The sequence below is a fragment of the Marinomonas sp. CT5 genome (genome assembly GCF_018336975.1).
In the GTDB taxonomy this organism is placed as follows: domain Bacteria; phylum Pseudomonadota; class Gammaproteobacteria; order Pseudomonadales; family Marinomonadaceae; genus Marinomonas.
Genome location: NZ_CP025572.1, coordinates 2,058,867 through 2,083,729, shown reverse-complemented (window position 1 = coordinate 2,083,729; position 24,863 = coordinate 2,058,867). Strand labels below are relative to the sequence as shown.

Annotated in this window: 19 protein-coding genes; 15 read left to right on the top strand and 4 right to left on the bottom strand. The window is 43.7% G+C overall.

Going from position 1 to position 24,863, the window contains the following annotated elements; genetic code table 11:
* The first annotated feature begins 12 nt into the window (after positions 1-12).
* From C0J08_RS09720 to C0J08_RS09690, 7 genes are all read left to right on the top strand, one after another.
* Positions 13-1,722, top strand: coding sequence for a class I SAM-dependent DNA methyltransferase (locus tag C0J08_RS09720; RefSeq protein ID WP_212655932.1), 1,710 nt, complete (start codon positions 13-15; stop codon positions 1,720-1,722).
* Positions 1,712-3,037 carry a restriction endonuclease subunit S gene (locus C0J08_RS09715; protein ID WP_212655931.1) on the top strand — a complete coding sequence of 442 codons (1,326 nt, stop codon included), beginning with the start codon at positions 1,712-1,714 and terminating at the stop codon, positions 3,035-3,037. The genes C0J08_RS09720 and C0J08_RS09715 overlap by 11 nt, the downstream gene beginning before the upstream one ends.
* On the top strand, positions 3,030-4,229 hold the full coding sequence (locus C0J08_RS09710) for an SIR2 family protein (protein ID WP_212655930.1): 1,200 nt from the start codon (positions 3,030-3,032) through the stop codon (positions 4,227-4,229). The genes C0J08_RS09715 and C0J08_RS09710 overlap by 8 nt, the downstream gene beginning before the upstream one ends.
* The gene (locus tag C0J08_RS09705; RefSeq protein ID WP_249344610.1) at positions 4,226-7,450 is read left to right on the top strand and encodes a type I restriction endonuclease subunit R; all 3,225 of its coding nucleotides are present in this window, start codon (positions 4,226-4,228) and stop codon (positions 7,448-7,450) included. The genes C0J08_RS09710 and C0J08_RS09705 overlap by 4 nt, the downstream gene beginning before the upstream one ends.
* A gap of 579 nt (positions 7,451-8,029) precedes the next feature.
* Complete coding sequence (locus tag C0J08_RS09700) at positions 8,030-8,965, top strand: DMT family transporter (RefSeq protein WP_212655929.1); 936 nt, start codon at positions 8,030-8,032, stop codon at positions 8,963-8,965.
* Between the two features lie 132 nt (positions 8,966-9,097).
* Complete coding sequence (locus C0J08_RS09695; RefSeq protein ID WP_212655928.1) at positions 9,098-9,751, top strand: hypothetical protein; 654 nt, start codon at positions 9,098-9,100, stop codon at positions 9,749-9,751.
* Positions 9,751-10,521 carry a DUF3307 domain-containing protein gene (locus tag C0J08_RS09690; protein ID WP_249344656.1) on the top strand — a complete coding sequence of 257 codons (771 nt, stop codon included), beginning with the start codon at positions 9,751-9,753 and terminating at the stop codon, positions 10,519-10,521. The genes C0J08_RS09695 and C0J08_RS09690 overlap by 1 nt, the downstream gene beginning before the upstream one ends.
* A 92-nt stretch (positions 10,522-10,613) precedes the next feature.
* On the opposite strand, the gene C0J08_RS09685 is transcribed toward C0J08_RS09690, so the two are convergent.
* Together C0J08_RS09685 and C0J08_RS09680 are read right to left on the bottom strand one after the other, a co-directional pair.
* Positions 10,614-12,131, bottom strand: a complete 1,518-nt coding sequence (locus C0J08_RS09685; RefSeq protein ID WP_212655926.1) for a BCCT family transporter — start codon at positions 12,129-12,131, stop codon at positions 10,614-10,616.
* A gap of 28 nt (positions 12,132-12,159) precedes the next feature.
* Positions 12,160-14,154: a CocE/NonD family hydrolase gene (locus tag C0J08_RS09680; protein WP_212655925.1), complete on the bottom strand. Its 1,995-nt coding sequence runs from the start codon at positions 14,152-14,154 to the stop codon at positions 12,160-12,162.
* Positions 14,155-14,266: 112 nt separating this feature from the next.
* Here C0J08_RS09680 and C0J08_RS09675 point away from each other — a divergent pair, with 112 nt between their 5' ends.
* Positions 14,267-15,196 (top strand): LysR substrate-binding domain-containing protein, encoded by a 930-nt coding sequence (locus C0J08_RS09675; protein ID WP_212655924.1) that lies wholly within the window; start codon positions 14,267-14,269, stop codon positions 15,194-15,196.
* A gap of 96 nt (positions 15,197-15,292) precedes the next feature.
* Complete coding sequence (locus tag C0J08_RS09670) at positions 15,293-16,153, top strand: NAD(P)-dependent oxidoreductase (protein WP_212655923.1); 861 nt, start codon at positions 15,293-15,295, stop codon at positions 16,151-16,153.
* 104 nt (positions 16,154-16,257) lie between these two features.
* Here C0J08_RS09670 and C0J08_RS09665 read toward each other — a convergent pair whose 3' ends face one another.
* The gene (locus tag C0J08_RS09665; RefSeq protein ID WP_212655922.1) at positions 16,258-17,016 is read right to left on the bottom strand and encodes a DeoR/GlpR family DNA-binding transcription regulator; all 759 of its coding nucleotides are present in this window, start codon (positions 17,014-17,016) and stop codon (positions 16,258-16,260) included.
* Between the two features lie 268 nt (positions 17,017-17,284).
* Between C0J08_RS09665 and ltnD the strand changes: the two genes are divergently transcribed.
* The 6 genes from ltnD to C0J08_RS09635 are packed head-to-tail and all read left to right on the top strand — an operon-like array spanning position 17,285 to position 23,359.
* On the top strand, positions 17,285-18,187 hold the full coding sequence (gene ltnD, locus C0J08_RS09660; protein WP_212655921.1) for an L-threonate dehydrogenase: 903 nt from the start codon (positions 17,285-17,287) through the stop codon (positions 18,185-18,187).
* A 1-nt stretch (position 18,188) separates the two neighbouring features.
* Positions 18,189-19,445: a 3-oxo-tetronate kinase gene (gene otnK, locus C0J08_RS09655; protein WP_212655920.1), complete on the top strand. Its 1,257-nt coding sequence runs from the start codon at positions 18,189-18,191 to the stop codon at positions 19,443-19,445.
* The gene (gene otnC / locus C0J08_RS09650; RefSeq protein WP_212655919.1) at positions 19,442-20,074 is read left to right on the top strand and encodes a 3-oxo-tetronate 4-phosphate decarboxylase; all 633 of its coding nucleotides are present in this window, start codon (positions 19,442-19,444) and stop codon (positions 20,072-20,074) included. The genes otnK and otnC overlap by 4 nt, the downstream gene beginning before the upstream one ends.
* Positions 20,074-20,850, top strand: a complete 777-nt coding sequence (otnI, locus tag C0J08_RS09645) for a 2-oxo-tetronate isomerase (protein ID WP_212655918.1) — start codon at positions 20,074-20,076, stop codon at positions 20,848-20,850. Before otnC ends, otnI begins: the two co-directional genes overlap by 1 nt.
* Before the next feature lie 36 nt (positions 20,851-20,886).
* Positions 20,887-21,834 (top strand): D-erythronate dehydrogenase, encoded by a 948-nt coding sequence (gene denD, locus C0J08_RS09640; protein WP_212655917.1) that lies wholly within the window; start codon positions 20,887-20,889, stop codon positions 21,832-21,834.
* Between the two features lie 37 nt (positions 21,835-21,871).
* On the top strand, positions 21,872-23,359 hold the full coding sequence (locus C0J08_RS09635; RefSeq protein ID WP_212655916.1) for a GntP family permease: 1,488 nt from the start codon (positions 21,872-21,874) through the stop codon (positions 23,357-23,359).
* Positions 23,360-23,408: 49 nt separating this feature from the next.
* Here C0J08_RS09635 and C0J08_RS09630 read toward each other — a convergent pair whose 3' ends face one another.
* Complete coding sequence (locus C0J08_RS09630; RefSeq protein ID WP_249344654.1) at positions 23,409-24,539, bottom strand: BaiN/RdsA family NAD(P)/FAD-dependent oxidoreductase; 1,131 nt, start codon at positions 24,537-24,539, stop codon at positions 23,409-23,411.
* Between the last annotated feature and the right edge of the window lie 324 nt (positions 24,540-24,863).

Below are 24,863 nucleotides of genomic sequence, written 5' to 3'. Positions count from 1 at the left end.
TAGAAGACCTATATGAACAACCAAGAACAGGAATACTTAAAAGAGTTAGAGAAAAAACTCTGGAACGCCGCCGACAAATTGCGTGCTTCACTAGATGCTTCACAATATAAACACGCCGTACTTGGACTGATATTCGTTAAATACGTGTCTGATGCCTTTACCATTCGTCAGGAAGAGATCAAAGCCGACCTTGCCAACCCAGAACACGAATACTATTTAGACCCAGAAGGCTTTAGCGCGGAAGAATTGGCCGAAGAAATCGCCATCGAGCTGGAGCAACGGGACTACTACACCGAGAAAAACGTCTTTTGGCTACCGACCGAGTCGCGTTGGTCGTTCCTTCAAGATAATGGCCCAGTGGTGATCGGTGGTGCGGATTTAGAAATCGACGGTAAAACCAAGAAAATCACCTCAGTCGGTCACTTGATAGACAACGCATTAGAAGGCATTGAGCGCGAAAACAAAAAACTCAAAGGCGTACTGAACAAACATTACGCTCAGCTGCGAATTGATCAAGCCAAGCTTAACGAGCTGATCAACCTGATTGCCACCATTCCGTTTAACCACAAATCGCTCAACAGCAAAGATATTCTTGGTCATATTTACGAATATTTCCTCGGTCAATTTGCTCTAGCAGAGGGCAAAAAAGGCGGTCAGTTCTATACACCCGCCTCCATCGTTAGCTTAATTGTAGAAATGATCGAGCCCTTCGAAGGTCGCGTCTACGACCCTGCCATGGGTTCCGGTGGCTTCTTTGTGCAATCGGAAAAGTTTATCGAACGTTATGCCAATCAATACGACATCGACCCGATCACGCAAAAGCAGAAAATTTCCATCTACGGCCAAGAGTACAACTACACCACTTGGCAACTGGCTGCCATGAACATGGCGATTCGCGGTTTAGACTATGACTTTGGTAAAGAGCCTGCCAGTACCTATACCAATGATCAGCATCCCGATTTACGTGCTGACTTTATTATGGCGAATCCGCCCTTCAATATGAAGGAATGGAACACGGGCGTAGACGACAACGACCCACGTTGGAAATACGGCACGCCCCCCGCCGGTAACGCCAACTTTGCTTGGCTGCAACATATGCTGCATCACCTTGCGCCCGATGGCTCCCAAGCCCTATTGCTCGCCAATGGCTCGATGAGTTCCACCACCAATAACGAAGGGGAGATTCGTAAAGCGCTGATCGAAAATGATCTTGTGGAGTGTATGGTCGCCCTACCCGGCCAGCTCTTTACCAATACGCAAATCCCCGCTTGTATTTGGTTCCTCACCAAAAACAAAGGCATGCGTACAGACAAAGCCGGACGCAAACTGCGTGACCGCTCGGAAGAGATCTTATTTATCGACGCTCGTAACCTTGGTTATATGAAAGACCGCGTACTACGCGACTTTACTTGGGACGACATTCGCAAAGTCGCCGATACTTTCCACGCTTGGAAGACCACCAAGGATGAGGTAAGTGACCTTACGCCCTATTCTGATATCGCCGGTTTCTGTAAATCCGCGACCCTAGCCGACATCCAAAAACACGATTATGTTCTCACACCAGGCCGTTATGTGGGCGCAGCGGATGTGGAAGATAACGGCATTCCCTTTGCCGAGAAAATGGCCGACCTAACGCAAAAGCTCAGCGAGCAATTTACCGAATCCGCCAAGCTAGAAGCGGAGATTAGAAAGAACCTAGCGGGGTTGGGTTATGAATTCTGATTGGCCTTTAATAAAGATCGATGATCTGAAAGCCAAAAATAAAGGTGCTCTTGCTATTGGCCCTTTTGGTTCAAGGATGAAAAGCGATTGCTATGTAAATAGTGGCATCCCTGTGATCCGTGGTACAAATTTATCCTCAGGGCCGACTTTTGTAGGCGATTTTGTATACATAACTCGTGAAAAAGCTGATGAATTAAGAAGTTGTAATGTTTATAAAAATGATCTCGTTTTCCCCCATAGAGGTTCTATAGGTGAGGTGGGGATTATCCAAGCTGATGAGAGGTATGTACTTTCATCCAGCATGATGAAGCTAAGCTGTGATACTGATAAAGTAAACCCTGAGTTTCTTTACTATTTTTTCAAAAGTAGATTAGGCAAGCATGAACTTCTAAAGAATGCATCCCAAGTTGGAACTCCAGGAATAGGCCAGCCTTTAACTTCGCTAAAAGCAATTGAGTTAAGGCTCCCTCCTTTGTATGTCCAAAACTATGTTGCCGAAACTCTATCATCGATTAATAAAAAAATTGATGCTAACAACAGTCTAAATAACACCCTAGAAGAAATGGCGCGAGCCATCTTTAAATCATGGTTTGTCGATTTCGATCCCGTCAAAGCCAAAATGAACGGCCAGCAGCCAGTCGGTATGGACGAAGCCACAGCAGCACTGTTTCCAGAAAAACTGGTTGAAAGTGAACTAGGCCTGATACCGGAGGGGTGGAAGCTAAATACACTCTCAAATTTGATACAGTTAACAGGTGGCGGCACACCAAAACGTTCAGAAGAAACTTACTGGAATGGCAGCATTCCTTGGTTTTCTGTTAAAGATGTACCGAGTGGCAGCAACGTCTTTGTGGTTGATACTGAAGAGCGAATCACCGAGCTTGGCCTCCAGAAATCGTCTACAAAACTCCTGCCAAAAGGTACAACAATCATAACGGCTCGCGGAACAGTTGGTAAGCTAGCCCTTATAGGGAGTGACATGTGTATGAACCAGTCTTGCTACGGCATCAGGGGGAAAGATGTGGGAGACTATTTTAATTACTTCAACCTAAAAGAAGCTGTAAGCACATTGCAGCAAAACACTCATGGTGCAGTATTTGATACGATTACAACAAAGACTTTTGATACCTACACCATAGCGTTTTCAGGTATTGAGCTAGCAAATAAATTTGATGTGATAGTTTCTCCATTTTTGCAAAAAATAGAGAGTAATGTCCGAGAGAATATTGAACTATCAATACTCAGGGACACCCTACTTCCTAAACTACTTTCTGGTGAAGTAAAGTTAGACACGATGGAGATTTCAGGTGAATAAACCATCTTTTGACAGCAACTATGTTATAAATCGTGTTGAACAATATCTACAAAGTAAGTTAGCGGAAAATTCTGAGTTTAACGATGAGGTAAACCACAGTGCTTCTGTTGAAATCTCTGACGAAGGCCCGAAAGTACGCATTAAAAGCCTAACGGACCCTGAAACTGAGTTTAGCTATGATATCAGCGAAATCCTTTATTGGATTGAACGAGATACCTATTTTGACGAGCTGGCTAAATGGAACGGCGTAAAGCTTGAGGAAATGCACAGAGATGCAGTCGTTTTTTTAAAAGAGACACATCAGTATTCATTATTTATGGATCTTGTTGATGCAATTCGACGACAAAGAATTGCTCCTTTTATTGGTGCGGGAGCATCTCTTCCAGCAGGTTACCCTAGCTGGGGCAATGCTTTAAAATCCCTTGCTAAATCAATGGGCGAAAAGGTTGTAGAGTCAACAAGTCAATTATTAAAAGCTTGTGACTACCTTCCTCTAGCTGAAATATTATTTCAGCATAATGAGCATCTTTTTTTGAATTTTGTTCAAACCGAGTTTAGGTTAAAGCCAACGCATGAAGATGATAAACCTATTTTTCCACCAGTAATTGATCTACTACCTCAAATCACAAGCTCATGTATTATTACAACGAATTTTGACCGCTTAATTGAAAAGCGCTTCGAACTATTAAGAGGAAGGCCACTTCAAGGTTATATGTATGGTAAACAAGCACAAAATGGTTTTGTGACCCAGTTGTTAAAAGGTGAACATTGTTTACTAAAATTGCACGGTGATGTTGAGGAACCTCAGTCATATGTTTTCACTGATACACAATATAGCGAAGCATATGGAACAGATGCTATAGATTTTACTAAGCAACTACCTAGATCACTTCGGCAAATATACGTTAGCCATTCCCTATTGTTTTTAGGATGCTCTTTAGAACAAGATAGAACTCTAGAACTCTTTAAGTCAGTAAAAGATGAAGGGCATTTCGAAATTCCAAACCACTTTGCACTGCTTCCAGAACCAAAGCAAGATGATAAACCAGAAAAAATGGGGAGATTACTTAGTATGAATATCAAACCCATTTGGTATAGAACCGATAATCACGATCACTCTATGCTCGAAAAGATATTAATGCTTGCAACAGATGTGGCTAGTAAAAGATACAGCCTGGGAGCCATGAAGTGATTACAGAAGATCAACTAGAACACCAATGCATAAACTGGTTCCAAGAGCTGAAATACCAATATGTGAATGGCTACGACATCGCGCCCGATGGCACTTCTCCTGAACGAGAAGACTTTCAGCAAGTCACTTTGCGCCAGCGTTTCATTGATCGACTGGTAAAGCTAAATCCTTTCGTGCCTTACGATAATCTAATCGAAGTCGCTAAAACGGTGGCGACCCCTGAAACACCTATCCTCATTAAAAACAACCGTATCTTTCATAAGTATTTGATCGAAGGTGTGCCGCTTGAATATTCCATTGAGCAAGATGGCGAGCAGATTACCAAGCATACTCATGTTCGCTTGATCGACTTTAATGAGCCAAATAACAACGAATTCTTAGTCGTTAATCAGTTCACCATTACAGGGACTAAAGGCAACCGCCGCCCGGATATTGTTGTGTTTATCAATGGTCTGCCAATGGCGGTGATCGAGCTTAAAAATCCCGCCAACGAACAAACCGATATTTGGAATGCTTACAACCAACTGCAAACCTATAAAGACGAAATCTCAGACTTGTTTGTCTTTAACGAAGCCTTAGTGGTAAGTGACGGCTGGGTGGCACGTGTTGGTTCTCTTACCGCAAATCAAGAGCGTTACTTACCTTGGAAAGCCATCAATAACGAAGACGATAAACCGTTATTAGAGTTTCAATTGGAAACCTTGATACGAGGCTTTTTCAAACCTGAGCTTTTGTTGGATTATTTACGATACTTTATCTTGTTTGAGAACAATGGCGACAAAGTAATCAAAAAGATTGCTGGCTATCATCAATTCCACGCTGTTCGTGCCGCAGTGCAAGCAACCGTCATCGCGGCAGACAGTCAAACGGGGCTTGGTGAGCGACGCGCGACTTACCTTGAAAAAGTCAAGCCCGGTAGCCGAAAAGCAGGGGTAGTTTGGCATACCCAAGGCAGCGGAAAAAGTATTTCCATGGTGTGTTATGCCAGCAAATTATTACAACAGCCCGAGCTTAATAACCCAACACTTGTGGTAGTAACGGATCGTAATGATTTGGATAGTCAGCTCTTCAACACCTTTTCCATGGCAAGTGAAACCTTAAAACAAACGCCGCAGCAAGCCGATGGACGCGACGAATTGCGTGAGTTGCTACTAGACCGCCAATCCGGTGGCATTATCTTTACCACGGTTCAAAAGTTCTCATTATTGGAAAAAGAAACGGAGCATCCAAGGCTCTCTGAACGCTCAAACATTATTGTCATTTCAGATGAAGCCCATCGTAGCCAATATGGTAACAAGGCGCGTCTAGTCGATATAAAAGACGAGAAAGGTGAAGTGATTGGTAAACGCTATGTGTACGGTTATTCCAAGTACATGCGTGATGCCCTACCCAATGCATCCTTTATCGGTTTCACTGGCACGCCAATTGATAAAGATGACAAGGACACTCGAAGTGTCTTTGGTGATTATGTTTCGATTTATGATATTCAAGATGCCGTAGACGACGGCGCGACTGTGCCTATTTATTATGAATCACGTTTAGCGAAGCTCGATATCAATCAAGACAAGATAGAAGCACTGAACGATGAAGTGGAAGACGAAATCGGTGAGGAAGAAGAAACCGCTAGCCGTGAGAGAATTAAATCCCAATGGTCTGCTCTCGAAAAACTGGTCGGTGCGCAACCGCGCATTGATGCAGTAGCAAAAGACCTTGTGGAGCATTTTACCACTCGCTGCGAAACCTTCCCTGGTAAAGCGATGATCGTTGGCATGAGCCGTGAAATCTGTGTCGATTTATACGATGCCATTATTAAGCTTAAACCAGAATGGCACGATGAGGATCCCAGCAAAGGCGCCATTAAAATAGTCATGACTGGCTCTGCCTCGGATCGTCAAAAGATGCAGGCGCATATCTATGATAAGAAAACCAAAAAACTCTTTGAAAAGCGCTTTAAAGATACAGACGATGAGCTAAAACTCGTCATTGTACGGGATATGTGGCTCACTGGCTTTGATGCACCTTGCTGTCACACCATGTACATAGACAAGCCAATGAAAAGCCATAATCTGATGCAGGCCATTGCGCGCGTAAACCGCGTTTTTAAAGACAAACCTGGTGGCTTGGTAGTGGATTACCTCGGCATTGCCAACGACCTGAAAGATGCACTAAAAACCTATACTAATAGCAAAGGTAAAGGCCAACCTACCGTTGATACCGCAGAGGCGTTCGCTTACTTAGAAGAGCGCATCGATATTATCCGTGGCATGTTTGCCACACCGTCTGATAACGGTTCCGTTTTTTCCTATCTTGACGATTACGAAAGTAAGCCTCTTCAGCTATTACCAGGGGCGGTAAACCATATATCCGGCTTGAGCCACACTAACCGAGAAGGCAAAGAAGTACGTGACGGAAAGCGCCGCTTTCTTGATGCGATGGCACAGCTAAACAAAGCTTATTCCTTATGCAATACCCTTGACGAAGTCGAACCATATAAAAGTGAAATTGCCTTTTACGGCGCCGTTAAAACGGCGTTTTTAAAACACTCCACTGTGGATCAAAAACGCAGTGATGAATTACGTAATTCAGCCCTTCGTCAGATTTTAAATAACGCCATTGTTTCTGATGGCGTGGATGATATTTTTTCAACGGTTGGCTTAGACAAACCCAATATTGGCTTGTTGTCTGACGAGTTTTTAGAAGACATGAAGCACATGAAAGAGAAGAATCTCGCCGTTGAATTATTAGAGAAACTTCTACGGGATGAAGTCAAAGCCAGGATGAAAACGGACAAAGTACAAGAGAAAAAGTACTCCGACCGGATCATGGCAACCCTTCAGAAATACCATAACCGCAGCATCGAAACCGCTCAGGTCATTGAAGAACTGATTCAATGGGCGAAAGAAATGCAAGCTGATGCTGAGATGATGAAGGAAATGAATCTAACAGCAGATGAGATCGCCTTCTATCGCGCCTTAGTTGCCAATGAAGCCTCTGTCAGAGAATTAGGTGATGACAACTTGCGCAAACTCGCTATTGAGCTCACACACCAGCTAAGAAAATCTGCAACGGTTGATTGGTCGAAACGTGAAAGCGTTCGTGCTCGTATGAGAAACCTCGTACGCCGTCTGCTGCGTCGTTTTAAATATCCTCCAGACAAGTCTGATGAAGCTATCCGTTTAGTGCTAGAACAAGCTGAGGCACTGTCTGACAGCTGGGCTTAATAAGGAGTATATGGAAGGCATGAGTATCATAATTCCTCTATATAGCCAGTTACATATTCTTCGTTAGTTGCCTGGGCACTTTGGTTTGGAATCATTATTTATTTAAAACAAAAATGGCTCTCTGAACTAGAAAATATATTGGATAATGGCTGTCGCACTTTCAGCCGTTTAGGCCTATTCTTTGCAGAGCAAGGCGTTCTTCAATACGCCACAGAGTTTAGTAGTCGCTTTCACACCAAATGCTTCGACATATTGGGAAAAGGGAAAAGGGAAAAGGGAAAAGGTAGCTAGACATATCCAACGATGGTTTATTTTTGCTTTTTGCTGGTTTATGACAAGCAGCCTTCTCTTTTTTGGATCGGCGGCGGTTTTGCATTTTTACTCTTAAACATATTAGTTTGCGCCTTTGGATCGCCACTCAAATACGCTTGGGTCTGTGCCTCAATCCTCCAAAATCACACCATTCATAGAAAAATCCAACGGTGAATAATGAGTTTCTGCTTTATTCACTAGGCCAGCATGGGTATGCTGGTAAGCAAAAATGAATTGGGATCCGCTGTACCATTTTAAGGATTGATAATGACCGCTTTACTGAGCTTCTTCACTACCCGCATTCACTCCAATGCCTATGTCTTACTGATTTTATGTACTCTGTTTTGGGGGGGGAATACCATTGCTGGCCGTCTGGCTATCGCTCAGGTTTCACCACTCTCCGTGGTGTCTTTACGTTGGTTGATTGTGAGTAGCGTGATGTGGTTCTTTTATGGCCGCCAAGTCCGTCAGGAATGGCACCTGCTGCGTCCCCATTTGCTAAAAATGGTACTGATGGCGACCTTGGGCTTCACCTGTTTTAACTCCCTGTTTTACATTGCCGCTTACCAGACCACCGCCATTAATATTGGGATCATTCAAGGCAGTGTGCCAGTATTGGTTCTGCTCGGAGCCATGTCACTGTATCGAGAAAAGGCCCATCTTTTGCAGTCCATTGGGATTATTCTCACTCTAGTGGGGGTGACTTTGGTGGCCACTCAGGGCCACCTAACTAAGCTGCTAGAACTGTCAATTAATCCGGGGGATGGATATATATTGATCGCCTGTGTTTGCTATGCCATTTACACCTTGGCACTACGCAGTAAACCAAATGTCTCTGCCATGGTGTTCTTTACTGTTTTGTCCTGTATTGGCGCCATCACAGCGCTGCCCGCGCTGGTCTATGAAATAGCCACTGGAGCAGCTTACTGGCCCACTCCGAAAGGCTGGCTGATTGTGCTGTATATTTCGTTCTTCCCCTCTCTGATTTCTCAGGTATTTTTTATGCGTGGAGTGGAATTAATCGGCCCCGCCAGAGCTGGGGTGTTTATTAATTTTGTGCCAATTTTCGCCCCCATTTTAGCCGTGCTACTGCTGCACGAAACATTCCACTTTTACCATGCTATCGCTCTGACCATGGTACTGGCTGGGATCTGGCTGTCGGAGCGCAAAAAAAGCATGCAGACCGACTCAACCCCTTCTTAGTAGGTTGAAATAAATACTAACCAAACCATATTTGGTCAGTATTTATTGACCAAATTAGCTTTGGTCAATAATTTATGCTTTTATTACGGCTTTACTTAGCGATTAATCTTGGCGAGCTGGGAGGATGGATGCATGAGTTTGAATAGCAAAGCGGCGCTTGGCGGTGTGATAACCGGTGATATGGTGAATTCTAGTGCTTTGTCTGCTGAAGCACACCAAGCTTGTTTACAGCAGATTGAGCAAACTATTGGTATTTTCCAAGAAGAGTTTCATGCTCAAGGGGATGTGTTTCGCGGTGATGAGTTTCAGGTATTTGTCCCTGAGCCAAAACACGCGCTGCGCTGCGCTATCTTATTAAGGCTCACGCTGATGAGGTGTGTAAAAGGCGCTGATGCTCGGGTGTCTATCGGTATTGGCCAGTATCAACAGATCGAAACGGAGCTGAGAAAAACCGCCAAAGGTGAAGCTTTTCAACTCTCTGGGCGCGCTTTAAAAGACATGGAGGAAGAACGCCTCAAATTGTCTTTGCCCGACACAGTTGAAGCCAACCCCAGCCGTGATTTATTGATTCGTCACTTAGATTTTATGATGACGGGGCTCAGTGAAAAACAGGCCGAAGTCTTGTTCCCTCGCCTTCTTTATCCAGAATTTACTCAAGAGGCTCTTTCCGCGAAAACGGGAATCCACCGCCGTTCATTAGCCTCACGGTTGCAACGTGCCAACGCGAGTTTGATACTAGATACTTTGGATGTCATAGAAGCCACGTTAATAGGGAGTAAGTCGTGATGTTTCAATTCGACGGTTTGGCCGTGTTGCTCTTGTTGTTACTGGGGCACGTGATTGGCGATTTCTTTTTACAACCCAACGCTTGGGTGAAAGACAAAAACACCCAGCAAGGCCACTCGCGCTCTTTGTATTATCACGGTCTGGTTCATGGTGCCATTGTCTTAGCGATTGTGAGTTTAGCCACTCCCAACAGCTTGCTAGGCTCGCTTTTCATCGGTTTATTATTCGCGTTTATTCATAGCCTAATCGATTATGTAAAAGTGAAAGTGGGACAAGGCTTTTTGTGGTTTATCATCGACCAGTTACTTCATGTCCTCAGCATTCTATTTTTATGGTTTTACCTCTTTGATAGCGCGATAGAACAACTTAAAACACTCATCAATGACATAGATTACAACGCGGCTTTGCTCATCGCTCTGGCTTATTTAATGATGCTAAAACCAGCCTCTATCGTTATGGGTGAAATTCTTTCTAAATGGTCGGCCGATTTAGATGTGGACGGCAGTGATGCCCAAAACAAGAAGGTGCAATCCTTACCGGATGCGGGCAAATACCTAGGCTACCTTGAACGTGTTTTGGTATTAACCTTTATTTTAAACGGACAATACACCGCCGTTGGGTTTGTACTGGCCGCGAAATCCATTTTCCGCATGGGGGATTTACGGGAAGCCCATGATAGAAAATTTACCGAATACGTGATGCTAGGCTCACTGTTTTCGGTGAGTATCGCTTTATTCACTGGTTTTATTGTCTTGAAGCTACTGCCTTAAAGCCGCCATCATTAAAGTCTCAATAAAAAAATGGCTTAGCATTAACGTGCTAAGCCATTTTTGTTCTCCTTGTTATGGGAGTAATGCCAAACTTACTTGTTCAGTAAGGATGGATTCTTTATCCATTTCACCAGTGTAAAACTACAACACAGAATAATCAGAGTGGCAGGCAAGCCACCTAAGTTAGACAGAGATTTAACACCGGCTACGCCTACCGTGCTGACCATGATCCAAGCGACCAAGCCGATAATGGTTCCCCATAGCACTTTAATTGACATGCCGGTTCCTTCTTGCGAATCGGCATTGAAGTTTTTCACACACAAGTCACCGATAGCATCCGTGCTCGAATCCGCTGCGGTTACATAGGAGATAAACGCAATAAACACCAGAATCAAAGAGGTGATAGAGCCAAGCGGGAGTTCACCAAAAATATGGTAAAGCAACTGCTCAATACCGCCGTCGTTCAGTATCGCGTACAACGCACCATTGCTGGTTTGATCCATATAAATGGCCGCACCAGAAAATACTGAAATCCATAACAACACAAACAAGCTTGGGAAAAGCACATTGACTTGAATGAATTCACGCACTGTGTAGCCACGGGCAATTTTACCTAGGAACATGGCGGTAATCGGTGCCCAAGCAAACCAAACAGCCCAATAGAATACACTCCACCATTGTGGCCATGGATCGTTCGCGGCCTGCCCTGTAAATAGGCTGAGTCGGAAGAAGTTCTGCAAGAAAGCACCAAGACCTTCTACACCAATACCGAGCATATACAGGGTTGGACCGAAGATTAAGATGAAAACAAACAAGCCAATCAACAGCCAGAAGTTGATCATAGATAAGCGAGCAATGCCTTTGATCAAACCGCTTGCTGCGGACAACACAAAGGTCAATACAATCACGGCAATAATCACACCCAATGTCAGTGCATTGCGCTCAATTGGCAGGTACTGACTTACTCCACCTAGCAGGGTAAGCGCCCCCGTCCCCAAGGACGATGCCATGCCAACCACCAAGGAATACAAAGCTAAGGCATCAATCACACTGCCCATGCGACCATCAACGTATTTGCCAAAGACAGGACGCAATGAACTACTGATGGAGTAAGGCAATTTTAGATTATGAAACGCCAAAGCAAAGATTAACGCGGGAACAGCATAGATGGCATAGGGCGTTGGTCCCCAGTGCAAAAACATCGCCGAAAAAGCAAACAGCACGGCGTTCGGGCTATTGGCCTCTATTCCCCAGCTTTCTGGTGGTGAATAGACGTGATACAAGGGCTCTGCGGTGGTCCAAAATAACACCCCAACAGCCAAGGTTGTACAGAGTACAATCATGAACCAACGGGATTTTTTGAGTTTCGGTGTCGCATTTTCGCCACCGATACGAATATTCCCCAGCTTCGAAAAGTACGTAATACCAATCAACACCAGTAAATAGAAACTCCCCAAACTAAACAGCCAAGAAAAGTGCGCCAACACAAAGTTGTTGGCTATTTTGGTGTATTGAGTAAACAGATCCAAATTCACCAAACTGAAAATTAACGCGCCAACCAAAATAATAAAGGTCGGAAAAAAGACCAGCGGTCTGAGTGACTTAAACATGGAACAATATCCTCATAGAGATAATCGATTAAACGCCCGTTCGTTTGATGGTTTCCTCAAACTCTTTGCTGAATATCAGCTCGTCGTCATGGAAGGCTTGCCACGTGCTGGTAATGTAAAAATTCTGTTTGTCACAACGCATGTGATACAGACCTTTCAGCCCAGTCCACCAGCCTTCTCGGCCCATCGTTAAGTCAAACACCAGTTTGGACTCAGCCGATAATGGATCGTCTGGATGTATGGTTTGCCACTGACTCATGGACATATCAATCATGCTGTCACAAGAATTATAATATTGACGACCAAAGTCATCGTGCGTTTCCAATGTCACCAAGCCCGTTTTGTAGTCCTGATGAACAATGCGTTCACTGTTACTCGCTCGTAACATTTCACCGTCAATAGCCACAGGCGTATCCAGTGCTGGCGGCTCAACCTCTGTCACCAAATCGGTTCGATAAGGCACCTCAATGCGGCTCTGGGAAGAGTCTAATGTAATGGTCGCACGATCAGGCGAAGGCCAGATAAGTGGCCAACATGCCGTAGAAACAGAGATTCGTAAACGGTGACCCGCTGGTACTTTATATGCCACATGGGTAATAGGCACTTGTACTTGGTACAACTCACCGGGCGTCAATGGCTCAACAAACTCATGGCTATCACGATGGGTTAAATTCAGTACCCCAACACTAATGCGAGTCACGGCACCATCTGGATGGACATCCGATACACGTACGGCAAGGTTTGCGGTTGGTTTATCGCAACGCACAGCAAGATTGGCCATCACTTGCCCCGCTATGGCGAGATCTTCTTCTAGAGGCAAGGTGTCAAAACACAGAGAGCCTGCGTCATCGGCACGCTGATCCGCAGGTTGCTCCATGGCAAGACGAATTCCCACACACAACCGCCCACCGTTCAACCCCACTGTCTGAGGTGAACAAATTTTCTCGGCTAAAGCCGTGGGTTGAGGTGCTTCCAACAACTGACCATTAGACGGGTACAAGGTTTTTAGCTTGGTCTTGGGTGACGGCCAAGTTGCTTCTGAAATCCATTGTCCAGGGCGATGTTCATAATCCGTCTGTGGACGGACACTGTCTTGCATGTAATAGGTTAATTCAGGCTCATCATCAATGCCATTTTCTATGCCTTTTAACCAACGATCCCACCAACGAACCGATTCTTTCACATAATCCATTTTCGGGTTTGGGTAGGCTATATTGGGGTATTTATGTGCCCAAGGGCCAACCAAACCTTTGCGTGGTACGTCCAAGTTTTCCAGCAAGCGAAAAACCGTATCACGGTAGTTATCAGCCCAACCACTCATCGCATACACTGGAATCTTAATGTCGCTGTAATCTTCACAGATTGAGCCGTGCTTCCAGTATTCGTTGCGAACTTGCTCGGTAAGCCAGGGTTTGGCGAGAAATGGCATTGTGTTTAATCGATCTAGCCATTGCGCTTTCCAGCCCTCTCCCACTAACTTGGCATCTGGCGCTCGGCCTTGTGCGTATGCCCAGAAAAAAGACGCCCAATCAAGATTGTCATTCAGCAAACACCCCCCCATGTAATGGACATCGGTTGCGTAACGGTCATCTGTAGAACACTGAGTGATGATGGCTTTTAAGGCCGGTGGATTCAGTGCGGCCACTTGCAGGGAGTTAAAGCCGCCCCATGAAATCCCTACCATGCCGACATGACCACTGCACCATTCTTGTTTTGCCAACCAAGCGATAATGTCACAGCCATCTTGTAACTCTTGGGCGGTGTATTCGTCAGTCGAATGACCTTCCGATTCACCACAACCACGAAGATCTACACGTACACAGGCGTAGCCCTGCGCCGCTGTTTGCGCCATGGTAATTTCATCGCGAACAATGGTTCCGTCATTTTTACGGTATGGAAGGAATTCTAAGATAGCTGGAACAGGATTATCTTTCGCATCGCTCGGCATCCAAGCACGGTACGCGAGTTTTGTGCCATCGGGTAATGGCAACATTTCATGATGTATATGAGTAACGTTTTGCATAATGTCCTTTCATTCTATTTGTCGTGCCTATTCATATTAGGAAGAGGAAATTGTAAGTAAAACGCTATTTTGTTAGGGTATCTTGAACTAAAAGTTCAAGATGTGTAATCAGATGCCAATTCTCAACCGCTCCATTCCTTCTTTAAGCAGCCTTATTGTTTTCGAATCGTCTGCTCGCCTTGGATCGCTAAGCAGCGCCGCCAAAGAGCTTTGCGTGTCTCCTACCGCCGTAAGCAAACAGGTAAAACAACTAGAAGCTTTTTTGAATACACAACTTTTTGTGCGCAAGAAAACAGGGCTGGAACTGACCAAAAAAGGCACAAATTATTTGAAAGTGGTCAATGAAACATTGGCCACTCTGGTAGAAGAATCGCAAAAAATGGACGACAACGTCACTCCGCTGCCACTCAATTTGGAGTTGGGAGCATGCTTTAGTCACTTCTGGCTCATCCCTCATCTTGATGATTTTCGTGAAAAATACCCTGACATTACCCTGAACATCAGCATCAATAACGAGCGAAACATGTGCGAGGTCACCAGCGATCAGTATGATGTGGCTTTCTACTACACTTCGACTGGTGTCGATTCAGAAGATAACTTTTTATTGTTCAAAGAGCGCATGTTGTTGGTATGCAGCCCAAGCTTCTTAGAAAAGCGCCCTGAGTCGAAAGATTTATCACATCTTTGGCGATTACCCTTGCTTGGCTTAAAAGATGCGCCTAGCTTTTGGGAGGACTGGCGCAGTTGGGCTGAGTATTCCAACACGCCTTATCAAGATCCATTAAACGAAATTCAAATGGAGGACCAAATAGCGGTCATTCATGCAGCACAAAATGGGCTTGGCATTGCTTTAGCTTGGGACTGGCACGTTGAAGACCTTATCAAAGACGGCAGTCTTATTGCCCTGACGCCTCCTGTTGAATGCCATAATAATGGTTTTTTCCTCACTCGAACGAAAAACGCGAATCAACACAGTTCCGAACGCTTTATTGATTGGGTGATGGCACTGCACGCCAGCAAAAGCCAAGCCACACCGTATTAAAAATCAGCCAAAGCCTAACGTAACGTGACATGCTCCATCCGCTGTACCTTTCTATTGGTGACAGCGTAAAAACAACATCGAATAAGAGAGATCCTTATGAAAAGTATTGGTTTTTTGGGTTTAGGTATCATGGGCTGCGCCATGGCAGCCAATTTAATAAAAGCGGGATTTGATGTCACCGTATGGAACCGCAACGCTGCAAAATGTGCTGAGCTGGTAGCATTAGGCGCACACCAAGGTGACACACCCAAAGCCGTTGCCGCAAGCTGTGATATTACCTTTGCCATGGTATCTGACCCTGAAGCCGCCCTCGCCCTTTGCCAAGGCCCTAATGGTGTTGCGGCAGGCATAGGTTCAGGTCGAGGTTATGTGGACATGTCCACAGTCGACGACAAAACCTCAAAAAGCATTTCTGAGCAGATCATTAAAGCAGGCGGACGGTTTTTAGAAGCGCCCGTTTCAGGCACCAAAAAGCCAGCCGAAGATGGCACATTGATTATTCTCGCCGCTGGGGACCCATCCCTTTATAACGACGCAAAAGCGGCATTCGACGTCATGGGCAAAATGTCACCCTATCTTGGTGAGGTTGGTCAGGGTGCCAACATGAAACTTGTGGTGAATATGATGATGGGCGGCATGCTAAGCATTTTTAGTGAAGGCATGTCTCTTGGAGAAAAAGCCGGTTTGGACGGCCAACAAATTTTAGATATTCTGGATGCCGGTGCGATGGCAAACCCAATGTTTAAAGGCAAAGGCGCCATGCTGTTGAATGAAAACTACAGCACCAGCTTTCCACTTAAACACATGCAAAAAGACATGCGTTTAGCCATTGCCCTAGGCGATCAACTTGAACAGCCTCTTCCAACGGCCGCGATTGCTAACGAAGCCTTTAAACAAGCCATAAAAGCAGGCTTTGCAGATGAAGACATTGCCGCAGTTTATAAAGTGATAAAGTAATGAGTGTTTAGAAAAATAGAAAGGGAGAAGATCGATGCATCTTCTTCCTTTTCTTATCGCTTCCTACTCTTACCGCCGCCTGCTTTCGCTCTGATTTGCAAAAATTAGGCTGTTAGAATATCAATACCCTTATCTTTTAATTCATTGAATGCACTTTCTGGTAACCCTGAATCAGTGATAATACTGTCCACTTGTTCCATATCCAATGCATGAAAGGCTGCAATTTTACCGTATTTAGAGGTATCTGAAACCAAACAAACGGCTTTCGATGATTTGGCAATAGCTTGCTTAACAATCACCTTATCTTCATTCGGCGTGGACAGCCCTTTCAAATTCCAAGACGAGGTAGAAATAAAGGCAATATCAATATTCATGCTTAATAGAAAATCAGCTACTTTTGACCCAACGGTTGACTGGTTTTGTCGATCTACTTTACCACCGGTATGATAAATATCATTCGCAGAGTTCGCCATTAAGAAAGCCGATATGGCAAAATCATTAGTGATAATGAGTAGATCATTTCTCTGTGCAATTTGGTGAGCAATTTCTAACGTTGTGGTGCCTGCATCAAGGTATATTGTCATGTTAGGGGCAATAATGTTTGACGCCAGCTTACCGATTTGCTCTTTCTCAGCGGCAAATTGGGTAATTTTCATATCATGTGAGAGTTCAATATGAATATTTCTGGCAAGCTGAACCCCTCCCGACACTGAACTGACTTTGCCAATAGCTTCAAGTTTTTCAATGTCTCGGCGAATCGTCATATGAGACACATTAAATAGATCCACCAGCTCTGAAATACTCACTACTTCTTGATTTTTTAATAATGTCAGGATCTTTCTTTGCCGCTCTATTGGAATCATTTTTTCGCCATTTAATTCAATCAATTACACATCTGGCAGCTTACCAAAAAAAATACGCTGTGTGAATTTATGTGAAAAACATCAATCAATTAGATGAAGCCTCTATTTTCGTTGCATCAAAACGCGTTGAGTCAAAGAAAATCACAAAAACCATCACACAAAATGTTAATTAATGTTGAAATATGTGAAATAAAGCGTTTTAATCGACTTAATTAGTGAAAAAATCACAAATACGAACATAAACTAACAATAATTCAGTAGGTATTTTATGACGATCAAAGCAAAATCTGTCGGCGTGATTGGATTAGGCTCTATGGGTATGGGAGCCGCCAAATCCTGTATCAATGCGGGTCTGGATGTTTACGGTTTTGACTTAAACCCTTTAGCATTAGAGGAACTTACTCTTGCTGGCGCCAAAGCGGTTTCGAACAGCGCTGTAGACTTTGCTGAGCAACTCGATGCTGTCTTGATACTTGTCGTAAACGCGAAACAAGTTAATGCCGTACTATTCGAGAGCGGCTTAGCTGCCGCATTGAAACCACAAACAGCCATCATGGTATCTGCCACCATTTCTGCTGAAGATGCCAAAGCCATTGAACAAAAACTCTCTGAACAGCATTTATTAATGCTAGACGCACCGGTATCTGGCGGTGCGGCAAAAGCCGCAACCGGTGACATGACGATCATGGCTTCTGGATCGTCTGAAGCCTTTACGAAACTACAACCCGTTTTAGATGCAACCGCAGCGAAAGTCTACAGAGTAGGGGAAGAAATTGGTCTTGGCGCGACGGTTAAAATCATCCATCAATTACTTGCGGGCGTTCATATCGCCGCCGGTGCAGAAGCCATGGCGCTTGCTGCTCGCGCAAACATTCCACTAGATCTTATGTATGACGTCGTAACCAACGCCGCAGGCAACTCTTGGATGTTTGAAAACCGCATGAAACATGTCGTCGATGGAGACTATTCACCGAAATCTATGGTGGACATTTTTGTGAAAGACTTAAACCTTGTGGCTGATACTGCCAAAGAATTGAAGTTCCCTCTTCCTCTGTCTAGTACCGCTTTAAATATGTTCCTTTCTGCTAGTAATGCAGGTTTTGGCCAAGAAGATGACAGCGCGGTGATTAAAATCTTTGATGGCATCCATTTACCAGGCGTGGAGAAATAATATGTTATTAGGTGTTATTGCCGACGACTTTACTGGTGCGACCGATATTGCAGGTTTTCTTGTTGAAAATGGCATGCGCACCATTCAAGTGAACGGCATCCCTGCGGCAAATATGGAGATAAATGCCGACGCGGTCGTCGTCAGTTTAAAATCCCGTTCATGCCCAACCATACAAGCGATTGAACAATCTGTCGCGGCTCTTAAATGGCTTCAGTCACAGGGCTGCCAGCAATTCTATTTCAAATACTGTTCAACCTTTGATAGCACTGCGGAAGGTAATATTGGTCCAGTGACCGATGCACTGTTAGATGCGCTCGACGAAGATTTCACGATCGTTTGCCCTGCCCTTCCGGTTAATGGTCGCACTGTTTTTAACGGCCACCTTTTTGTGCTTGGTCAGCTACTCAGTGAATCGGGTATGCGCAACCATCCAGTCACTCCAATGACCGATTCCAATCTTATGAATTTGATGGATGCTCAGTCTACAGGTCAAACGGGATTGATTGATTACCAAACTATTGAGCAAGGCGCTGACAGCATTATTGAAAAATTCTCAGAACTAAAAGTACAAGGAAAACGCTACGCGGTTGTCGATGCTTTTAAAGCGGAACACCTCAATGAAATTGGTCAAGCCGTTAACTCACTTAAGCTGGTCACTGGTGGTTCAGGATTAGCTACTGGCATTGCAAAAAACTGGGCAGAGCATTTGCAAGATCAGACAAAAGCGAAGCAAGCAGGCTATCCAGCTAAAGCACCAACCGTCGTTTTTTCAGGCTCATGCTCGGTCATGACCAACCAGCAAGTTGAGCTTTACAAAGCCAAAGCCCCTTTCTTCGCCCTTGATATAGAGCAGTGTATGGGCAATGAAAACTATGTAAATGAGATATTTGATTGGGTTGTCAGCCATTCCAACGAATCACTTGCTCCTATTGTTTATGCCACAGCGGACGCGGAAAAACTCCAAACGATTCAGCAACAATATGGCGCAAAAAAATCCAGCCAAGCCGTGGAGAATCTTTTTAGTGCGTTAGCAATCAAGCTACAAGATTTTGGTGTTCGTAACTTTATCGTTGCAGGTGGCGAAACGTCAGGTGTTGTCACCCAAAGTCTAAAAGTCGATAGCTTTCACATTGGCCCTCAAATTGCCCCAGGCGTACCTTGGGTAAAAGCCATCAATAAAGATCTGTCTCTCGCTCTAAAATCGGGAAATTTTGGTAATGAGAACTTCTTTACTACGGCTCAGGAGTATTTTTTATGAATGAAGCTGAATTAAGACAACAGATGGTCGATTTGGCTCGGTCTATGTTCGAGCGTGGCTATGCAACAGGCGGCGCTGGTAATTTGTCATTGAAATTGCCTAATGGCCATTTTCTAACAACACCAACAGGTTCGTCTTTTGGTCGCTTGGTTGCAGAAGACTTGTCTGTCGTTGATAAAGATGGCAATCACTTGTCCGGTAAACGACCATCAAAAGAAGTCGCGTTTCATTTGGCTATTTATGAGAAAGACCCAAGCTGTAACGCGATCGTGCATTTGCACTCTACTTATTTAACGGCACTTTCTTGTCTAGAGAATTTAGATCCTAGCAATGCCATCAAGGCATTTACACCTTACTACGTGATGCGAGTCGGTGAGCTTCCAGTCGTCCCTTACTATCGTCCCGGCTCACCACATATTGCAGAAGACCTTGGCAAATTAGCCGGTAAATATCGCGCATTTTTGCTAGCAAATCATGGACCCATTATTACTGGCAGCGACTTTTTAGACGCCGTCGATAATGCGGAAGAGTTAGAAGAAACCGCGAAATTGTATTTTTTACTGGCAGAAAAACCGACTCGCTATTTAACCAATGACGAAGTGGAAGACCTAAAAGGGAGAGGAAAATAATGGCTAAATTCGCAGCAAACCTGACCATGCTATTTACTGATGCCCCCTTCTTAGACCGTTTTGAGCGTGCACATAATGCGGGCTTTAAAGCCGTTGAGTATTTGTTCCCTTATGCATTTGAGGCCAATATTTTAGCCTCAAAACTGCAACAATATGGTTTTGAACAGGCTTTATTTAACATGCCGCCAGGCAACTGGGACGCAGGTGAACGAGGTTTCGCAGCCATTCCAGGCCGTGAAAAAGAATTCCAACAAAGCGTAGAAACCGCTCTAACTTACGCAACAGCGCTTAACTGCAAAAAAGTCCATGCTATGTCTGGCATTGTTGACCAAAACTTCACTCGTGAAGAGCATATCAACACATTTATAAATAACATTCGCTTTGCCGCAGACGTATTTGCTCAGCATGGTATCGAACTGATGATTGAGCCGCTTAATAGCCGTGATGTTCCTAACTATTTTATTGCTCATCAAAGAGAAGCAGCCGAGCTAATCAGACAAGTTGACCGACCAAACGTCAAACTACAACTCGACATCTATCACGCCCAAATTATGGATGGTGATCTTACCCACCTAATCCAAGACCTTGCCGATGTCACGGGGCATATTCAAATTGCCTCCGTTCCTAAAAGACATGAACCATCTGAAGGCGAAATTAACTATCCACATCTATTCAATGTATTAGACGAGTCTGGATATAAAGGCTGGATTGGTTGTGAATATAACCCCAAAAGTACCACAGAAAGTGGCTTAACTTGGGTCAAACCTTATTTATAAAGCAATAAATCAAATAACATATATAAGGATAAACATATGAATATCGTCATAACTGGCGGAGCGGGTTTTTTAGGCACTGAACTATTAAAAAATTTATTAGAAAACTTACCTAATATAAATAGCATTAAGGTTGTTGATAGAGTTTCATTAAATCCCGAGTTAATAACCAGCAACAAAATCCAATCTATTATTGCTGATATTACGGTTGCAGAAGAAGTTAACAAGATCATTGATAAAGAAACAACCCATGTTTTTCATCTTGCGGCAATCGTATCAAGCCATGCGGAAGAAGATTTTGAACTTGGAATGACAGTTAACTTAAAAGCGACACAACTTTTATTGGATCGTTGCCGCGAAGCTAACACAAATATTCGCTTTGTTTTTTCAAGTTCTCTTGCCGTATTCGGCGGAAAACTACCAGAAAAAATCGATTACATGACAGCGATGCAACCCAGTTCATCTTATGGCACTCAAAAAGCCATATGTGAATTATTAGTCAATGACTATGCCCGAAAAGGCTTTATTGATGCAGTATCTGTACGCTTACCCACTATTTGTATTCGCCCTGGAACGCCTAATAAAGCAGCCTCATCTTTTGTTAGCGGCATTATACGCGAGCCGCTAAAACACAAAAAAAGCAACTGCCCTGTTGATCTCAATCTTCCTCTTTGGGTCTCCAGTCCAAATACTGTGATTCAGAATATTATTCACGCCAGTCAGATAGACACAGCGCATTTAGATGGGTTTAGAACCATTAATCTACCAGGTTTACAAACTTCCCCTAAAGAAATGATTGCATGTCTTTCTAGTAAATGCGGTGAGTCTTATCTGGATTTTATTTCTTATGAGAAAGACTCAAAGATTGAAGAAATTGTTTCCAGTTGGCCAAAAGCTATTAATAACGAAAAAGAGTTATCGATAGGATTTATAAAGGACAGCCACTTCAATTCAATATTCAGTGAATATGTAGAATCAACAAAATAAAAAAACCGTCTCTAATAAAAATAAAGGAAAAAAAACTATGTTACCTATATCTGTAATAGGCTTAATAATAGCTGTGTTCGTTTTAATATTTTTAGTATTAAGAACGAGAGTTCATGTATTAATTGCCATGCTGATCGCAGCCTGTATTGCCGGATTAATTGGTGGATTGAGTGTTGATCAGACCATGTCTGCCATCAGCAAGGGATTTGGCGGAACCTTAGGTGGTATCGGTATTGTTATCGGTTTAGGCGTCATGATGGGAGCAATACTTGAAACCTCTGGTGCCGGTGAATCGATTGCTTATCACTTCATCAAATGGCTAGGAAAGAAAAAAGAAGAGATGGCCTTGGCCATTACTGGCTACATTGTCAGTATTCCTGTTTTCGTAGACAGCGCGCTTATTATTTTGTATCCGATTGCTAAATCCTTAGCAAAAAACACCAATCGCTCTATCTTAACGTTAACAGTCGCTCTTGCTGGTGGGTTAGTCGTTGCTCATCACTGCATTCCACCAACACCGGGGCCATTAGGTGTCGCGAGTATCTTTGATGTCGACTTGGCTTCTATGCTTGGCTTTGGTCTGTTAATCGCCATTCCTTGCGTATACGGTATTGTTTTGTATGCACGCTGGTTGGAAAAGCATTTCCCTGAATTTGCCGTTTCACCAACGCTGGCCGTTGATGACGACCTTAAAAAAATTCATGATGATTACATGGCTTCCAAAGAGTCTAAAGAACTTCCTTCGCTTATTAAATCCATCATGCCAATCGTGGTTCCTATTGTCTTAATTTTAATTAAGTCACTGATGAGTCTTGCTGAGAAACAATTTGGCATGGAAGGCTTATCTACTAGTGCTTTTGGTGTTGCTTTTAACTTCCTAGGTAATCCGATTATTGCACTTTCAATCAGTACATTATTGGCGGTGTATACACTAACCCCCTATTTGGATAAAGAAACAACAACTCGCAAACTAGAAGAAGGTATATCTACTTGCGGCATTATTCTTTTAGTAACAGGTGCAGGCGGAGCGTTAGGTAGCGTACTTCGTGAATCTGGCGCAGGCGCAGAAATTGCCAACCAAATTGTGGCACTCTCTATATCGCCAATCATGATTCCATTTATTATCGCGACTTTGGTTAGAATCATCCAAGGAAGTGGCACAGTATCTATGATTACTGCAGCTTCTATCTCTGCGCCAGTACTAGCAGAAATGCAAGGCGTGAACATGCTCTTTGCAGCCTCAGCAGCCACTATGGGTAGCTTATTTGCTGGTTACTTTAATGACAGCCTATTCCACATCGTTAACCGTTTGATGGGCGTTACAGAAGTGAGAAAGCAATTGGTCATCTGGACGGTCCCAACCACCATAGCGTGGGCGATTGGCGGATCACTGATTATGATTTTGAATCTAGTGTTCGGTAACCTAGGAAGCATCTACGACCCAGTCCTCCCATTACTCGTATTAGCTGGTTGTATCTTATTTGTGAAAAGCCAAAGCAAGCCACAAATCAAAACCGCTAAATAGATATAATTAAATAAGCATCAAAGGGCCGACAATAAAAAGTCGGCCTTTTTTAGACATACTGACCAGCACAAAACCCACTCGCCCACGCCCATTGAAAATTATAACCTCCTAGCCAGCCAGTAACATCGAGGACTTCCCCGATAAAATATAGCCCTTTTTGCTTTTGTGACTCAAAGGTCTTTGAAGACACTTCGTTGGTGTTCACGCCGCCTAGGGTTACTTCTGCAGTGCGATAGCCTTCGGTTCCATTTGGTGCAATATCAAAGTTTGCTAAGTAGTGAAACAATCGCTCAATCTGTTCATTTGAGGTTTGTGCGCTTCGCTCTGTTAGCCAAGGAAACTCGCTTTTGATTAACTCAACGAGCCGTTTAGGTAAAAGGTTGGATAAAAAGCCTTCATAGCTTTTTTTCGGGCTGTTTTGGCGTACATCAAGTAAATCATGTAATGATAAAGTCGGCGCGATATTGATATTTAATGTCTCACCTGGCTGCCAAAAATTGGTAATTTGTAATATGGATGGACCGCTCACGCCACGGTGGGTGAAAAGCATTGGCTCTTGGAAGGTAACACCACTCGCAGTTGCCGCAATCTCACAAGCAATACCAGACAGTTCTGCAAACTGCGCTTTTCTATCCGGCTGAACCGTTATAGGAACTAGGCTCGCTCGTGTAGGTAAAATATCATGGCCCACCTGTTTCGCTATGTCATAGCCAAAACCAGAAGCGCCCATGGTTGGTATGGATAAACCGCCCGTTGCCACAACAAGAGATTCGCAAGCAAATTCACCTTGATTCGTTTTGACGACAGTCTGTCCATCTTGGAAATCGATATTGTGGATTTTTGTGTTTAACTTTAACGCTGCCCCAGACCATTCAAGCTCAGTCAATAAGATATCCAGTAGGTCTTTGGCTGAGTGCTCGCAGAATAATTGTCCTGGTGCTTTTTCCACATACTCTAGACCATGACGGTCTACCAAATCGACGAAGTCTTGTGGTTCATAACGCTTTAATGCAGAAATACAAAAATATGGATTGTCTGATAAGAAATGCTTGGGTGCGGCATCCATGTTACTAAAGTTGCAACGACCACCACCAGACATGAGGATTTTTTTGCCGGCTTTATTGGCATGATCTAATACCACCACTTTTTTACCACGGTAGCCTGCCGTTGCCGCACACATTAAACCAGACGCTCCGGCACCAATTATGATCACATCCACTTTATCCACAACCAACCTCTTCGTTTATTTGTGGCTGCATTATAGTGGCTGACACAGTTATTACCATCGAATAAGCAGAGTTTTGCATCAAATTTAGACAAAAAAAGATTCTCTGAATCTTGTCCACAGAAACCGTTAAGAAGGCTGTGGGAATCATAAAAAAAACCTTTTAATTCAATCAACTAAATAAAATCAAACATTATTTTTTATATTTTTAAAAAAACTAGATCTGCATCAAAATCGAGAATTTTTTTTAAAAATGCAAACTTTTTTAAAAAATACGCT

Excerpts from the sequence above, each read along its gene's own strand:
- C0J08_RS09685 (WP_212655926.1), bottom strand. The coding sequence starts at position 12,131 with ATGTTTAAGTCACTCAGACCGCTGGTCTTTTTTCCGACCTTTATTATT.
- C0J08_RS09635 (WP_212655916.1), top strand. The coding sequence starts at position 21,872 with ATGTTACCTATATCTGTAATAGGCTTAATAATAGCTGTGTTCGTTTTA.
- C0J08_RS09670 (WP_212655923.1), top strand. The coding sequence starts at position 15,293 with ATGAAAAGTATTGGTTTTTTGGGTTTAGGTATCATGGGCTGCGCCATG.
- C0J08_RS09680 (WP_212655925.1), bottom strand. The coding sequence starts at position 14,154 with ATGCAAAACGTTACTCATATACATCATGAAATGTTGCCATTACCCGAT.
- C0J08_RS09715 (WP_212655931.1), top strand. The coding sequence starts at position 1,712 with ATGAATTCTGATTGGCCTTTAATAAAGATCGATGATCTGAAAGCCAAA.
- C0J08_RS09665 (WP_212655922.1), bottom strand. The coding sequence starts at position 17,016 with ATGATTCCAATAGAGCGGCAAAGAAAGATCCTGACATTATTAAAAAAT.
- otnI (WP_212655918.1), top strand. The coding sequence starts at position 20,074 with ATGGCTAAATTCGCAGCAAACCTGACCATGCTATTTACTGATGCCCCC.
- C0J08_RS09695 (WP_212655928.1), top strand. The coding sequence starts at position 9,098 with ATGAGTTTGAATAGCAAAGCGGCGCTTGGCGGTGTGATAACCGGTGAT.
- otnC (WP_212655919.1), top strand. The coding sequence starts at position 19,442 with ATGAATGAAGCTGAATTAAGACAACAGATGGTCGATTTGGCTCGGTCT.
- ltnD (WP_212655921.1), top strand. The coding sequence starts at position 17,285 with ATGACGATCAAAGCAAAATCTGTCGGCGTGATTGGATTAGGCTCTATG.
- C0J08_RS09630 (WP_249344654.1), bottom strand. The coding sequence starts at position 24,539 with ATGTGTGCGGCAACGGCAGGCTACCGTGGTAAAAAAGTGGTGGTATTA.
- C0J08_RS09720 (WP_212655932.1), top strand. The coding sequence starts at position 13 with ATGAACAACCAAGAACAGGAATACTTAAAAGAGTTAGAGAAAAAACTC.
- C0J08_RS09700 (WP_212655929.1), top strand. The coding sequence starts at position 8,030 with ATGACCGCTTTACTGAGCTTCTTCACTACCCGCATTCACTCCAATGCC.
- otnK (WP_212655920.1), top strand. The coding sequence starts at position 18,189 with ATGTTATTAGGTGTTATTGCCGACGACTTTACTGGTGCGACCGATATT.
- C0J08_RS09690 (WP_249344656.1), top strand. The coding sequence starts at position 9,751 with ATGTTTCAATTCGACGGTTTGGCCGTGTTGCTCTTGTTGTTACTGGGG.
- denD (WP_212655917.1), top strand. The coding sequence starts at position 20,887 with ATGAATATCGTCATAACTGGCGGAGCGGGTTTTTTAGGCACTGAACTA.
- C0J08_RS09675 (WP_212655924.1), top strand. The coding sequence starts at position 14,267 with ATGCCAATTCTCAACCGCTCCATTCCTTCTTTAAGCAGCCTTATTGTT.